Source organism: Streptomyces bohaiensis (assembly GCF_012033785.1).
Taxonomy (GTDB): Bacteria; Actinomycetota; Actinomycetes; order Streptomycetales; family Streptomycetaceae; genus Streptomyces; species Streptomyces bohaiensis.
Genome location: NZ_JAAVJC010000379.1, coordinates 1 through 3,452, shown reverse-complemented (window position 1 = coordinate 3,452; position 3,452 = coordinate 1). Strand labels below are relative to the sequence as shown.

General features: G+C 75.7%; 3 protein-coding genes. All 3 read left to right on the top strand.

Annotation, left to right across the window (positions count from 1 at the left end):
* The first annotated feature begins 141 nt into the window (after positions 1–141).
* The 3 genes from HCN52_RS22880 to hpt all read left to right on the top strand — a co-directional run bounded on the left by HCN52_RS22880 (position 142) and on the right by hpt (position 3,419).
* Complete coding sequence (locus HCN52_RS22880; protein WP_168090335.1) at positions 142–1,410, top strand: Rv3626c family coenzyme F420 biosynthesis-associated protein; 1,269 nt, start codon at positions 142–144, stop codon at positions 1,408–1,410.
* Positions 1,411–1,544: 134 nt separating this feature from the next.
* On the top strand, positions 1,545–2,732 hold the full coding sequence (gene tilS, locus HCN52_RS22875) for a tRNA lysidine(34) synthetase TilS (RefSeq protein ID WP_168090334.1): 1,188 nt from the start codon (positions 1,545–1,547) through the stop codon (positions 2,730–2,732).
* 123 nt (positions 2,733–2,855) lie between these two features.
* Entirely contained in the window at positions 2,856–3,419 is a 564-nt protein-coding gene (hpt, locus tag HCN52_RS22870) for a hypoxanthine phosphoribosyltransferase (RefSeq protein ID WP_168090333.1), read from the top strand.
* Positions 3,420–3,452: the final 33 nt, after the last annotated feature.

The following is a 3,452-nucleotide window of genomic DNA, read 5'->3' as shown; positions in this document are numbered from 1 at the left end:
GCCCTGCCCCGCCCGTCACTGCCCGGGGCCGGCTCGGCCGCACCGCCGCCGCCCACCCCGGGCCCGGGGGCGCGTGCCCGCCCGACCCCCGGGCCCGGCGTTCCCTGTCAGACCCGCGCGCGGCCACGTACGGTGGGAGGCATGACGCGAATCGGTGGAGCTGAACTGGTCGACTGGAACCTCGCCGTGGCCACCGCCGCCCGGATGAGCCGACCGGGCCCGGAGGTGACCCGCGAGGAGGCCCGCGGCGTCGTCGCCGAGCTCCGCCGCCACGCCAAGGCGTCCGAACAGCACGTGCGCGCCTACACCGGACTGACCGCCGTCGGCGACGACACCCCCGTCCTCGTCGTGGACCGCCCCGGCTGGGTCCGCGCCAACGCCGCCGGCTTCCGCACGCTGCTCGGCCCGCTCGGCGAGCGGGTCGCCGAGCGTCGCGCCGGCGTCCCGGGCGGCGCCGCGTTCTCCGCCGTCGGCTCCAAGATCACCGGCGTGCAGCTCGGCATGCTGCTGTCGTTCCTCTCCTCCCGCGTCCTCGGCCAGTACGAGACCTTCGCCCCCGCCACCCCCGGGCTGCCCGGCGGGGCGCGCGGCGGACGGCTGCTGCTCGTCGCGCCGAACATCGTCCACGTCGAGCGGGAACTCGCCGTCGACCCCACCGACTTCCGTCTCTGGGTCTGCCTGCACGAGGAGACGCACCGCACCCAGTTCACCGCCGTCCCCTGGCTGCGGGACCACCTCGAGAACGAGATCCAGGCGTTCATCGCGGAGGCGGACATCGACCCGGCGACCTTCCTCGACCGGCTGCGCCAGGCCGCGCAGTCGCTCACCGGCCGCGGCGACGAGACCAGCGGCGAGCCCGCCGGAACCGCCGGCACCGGCACCGGCACCGGCACCGGCACGGCCACCGGCGACGGCGACAGCACCGAGCCGGGCACCGGCGGCACGCGCGAGCCGGGCACGGGCGAGCCGGGCACGGGTGAGCCGGGCAAGGGCGAGTCGGGCAAGGGCGACGGCGGCCTGGCCGACCTCGTGCAGACCCCCCGCCAGCGCGAGATCCTCGAACGGCTCACCGCCGTCATGTCCCTGCTGGAAGGGCACGCCGACTTCGTGATGGACGGCGTCGGGCCCCAGGTCGTGCCCTCCGTCGCGGAGATCCGCGAGAAGTTCACCAAGCGCCGCGAGGCGGGCGCCGGCCGCGTCGACCGCGTGCTCCGCCGCCTCCTCGGCATGGACGCCAAGCTGCGTCAGTACCGCGAGGGCGAGCGCTTCGTGCGGACCGTGGTCGAGGAGGTCGGCATGGCGGGCTTCAACAAGGTGTGGACATCGCCCAACACCCTTCCCACGCACGCCGAGATCGCCGACCCCCGGGAATGGGTCGCGCGCGTCCGGCCGACGGGCTCCGCGTCATGAGATGAGCGCCGTGATCACCCGTACGAGGGACCGTGGGCCCGAGAGTGGGCGTGCGATGCTCGGGGAGCCGCCCACCTCTGTCACGCTGTACGCACTCAGCGTGACTTGGCCCTCCTCGAGGAAGTGATCAGGACATGGGTCCCCATCCCGCGGTCGCGGCGATACGCCTGGCGGTTCGCCGCACCCTGCAGGAACTGCTGCGCCCGAGCCCGGGCGCCGACCACCCCGCGGCACCGCCGGCACCCAACGGCGTACCCGCCCCGCACCCGCATCATGCGTCCCCCCTCCCGGGCCCGCTCCCGCCGGAGGTCGTGCCGGACGCGCGGTCCCGCGCGGCGACCTCCGGTGTCGACGTCCCGGCCGCACGCGACCCGCACCGCGACGCCCCCCTCGTCCTCGCCGCCTGCTCCGGCGGCGCCGACTCCACCGCCCTCGCCGCCGCCCTCGCCTTCGAGGCGCCCCGCCTCGGCCTGCGCGCCGGCGCCGTCACCGTCGACCACGGCCTCCAGGACGGCTCCGCCGCCCGCGCCCACGAGGTCGCCGCGCGGCTGACCGCCCTCGGCCTGGAACCCGTCGACGTCGCCACCGTCGAGGTCGGCCGCGGCGGCGGTCCCGAGGCCGCCGCCCGCACCGCCCGCTACGCCGCGCTCGACGCCGCCGCCGACCACCACGGCGCCGCCGCCGTCCTTCTCGGCCACACCCGGGACGACCAGGCCGAGACGGTGCTCCTCGGCCTCGCACGCGGCTCCGGCACCCGCTCCCTGGCGGGGATGGCCTCCCGCACGGCCGGAGCGGGCGCCGACCGCGCCCACGGCCGCTACGTCCGACCGTTCCTCACCCTGGACCGGGAGACCGTCCGCCGCGCCTGCGCCGAGCTGGGACTGCCCGTGTGGGAGGACCCCCACAACAGCGACCCGGCCTACACCCGCTCCCGCGTCCGCTCCCACGCCCTGCCGGCGCTGGAGCAGGCCCTCGGCCCCGGGGTCACCGAGGCGCTGGCCCGCACCGCCCAGCTCGCCCGGGACGACGCCGACGCCCTCGACGCCTGGGCGCAGCAGGCCGAACGCATGGCGACCCGCCCCGACGGCACGCTCGACATCGCCGCGCTGCACGCCCTGCCGCCCGCCGTCCGCCGCCGGGTGCTGCGCCGTGCCGCCATCGCCGCGGGCGCCCCCGCGGGCTCCCTGTTCGCCCGCCACATCGAGGAGACCGACCGGCTGATCACCGCGTGGCGGGGGCAGCGCCCGCTGAACCTGCCGGGGCGTGTCGAGGCTCGCAGGCAGGGTGGCAGACTGGTGCTGGAGCAGGCCGGCCGCCGATGACGGGCGGCGGCGGACGACCCGGCCATCGGGCAGCCGCCGCCGGACCCCGACCGGGCGGTCCGGCCCGTTGGCCAGCCGCCGGGACAACGGCGGGCCGCGCAGGACCAGCAGAGAGTGGCGAGGGTGCTAGAGAAGGATCTGGGCGACGACCTCAAGTCGGTGCTCATCACCAAGGAAGAGATCGACGCCAAGCTCGCCGAGCTGGCGGCCGCCATCGACGAGGAGTACGCGGGCCGCGACGTCCTGCTCGTCGGGGTGCTGAAGGGCGCCGTCATGGTGATGGCGGACCTCGCCCGGGCGCTGTCCTCGCACGTGACCATGGACTGGATGGCCGTTTCCTCCTACGGCGCCGGCACCCAGTCCTCCGGCGTGGTCCGCATCCTCAAGGACCTCGACACCGACATCAAGGGCAAGCACGTCCTGATCGTCGAGGACATCATCGACTCCGGCCTGACGCTGTCCTGGCTGCTGTCGAACCTCGGGTCGCGGGAGCCCGCCTCCCTGGACGTCGTGACGCTGCTGCGCAAGCCGGACGCCGCCAAGGTCGACATCGACGTCAAGTGGGTCGGCTTCGACATCCCCAACGAGTTCGTCGTCGGCTACGGCCTCGACTTCGCGGAGCGGTACCGCAACCTGCCGTTCGTCGGCACGCTCGCCCCGCACACCTACGGCGGCGACGAGAGCTGACGCGTTCGGCGGTGGCCCGGTTCACGCCGGGCC

Bases quoted from the DNA above. Each gene is read 5' to 3' on its own strand.
- HCN52_RS22880 (WP_168090335.1), top strand. From the start codon at position 142: ATGACGCGAATCGGTGGAGCTGAACTGGTCGACTGGAACCTCGCCGTG.
- tilS (WP_168090334.1), top strand. From the start codon at position 1,545: ATGGGTCCCCATCCCGCGGTCGCGGCGATACGCCTGGCGGTTCGCCGC.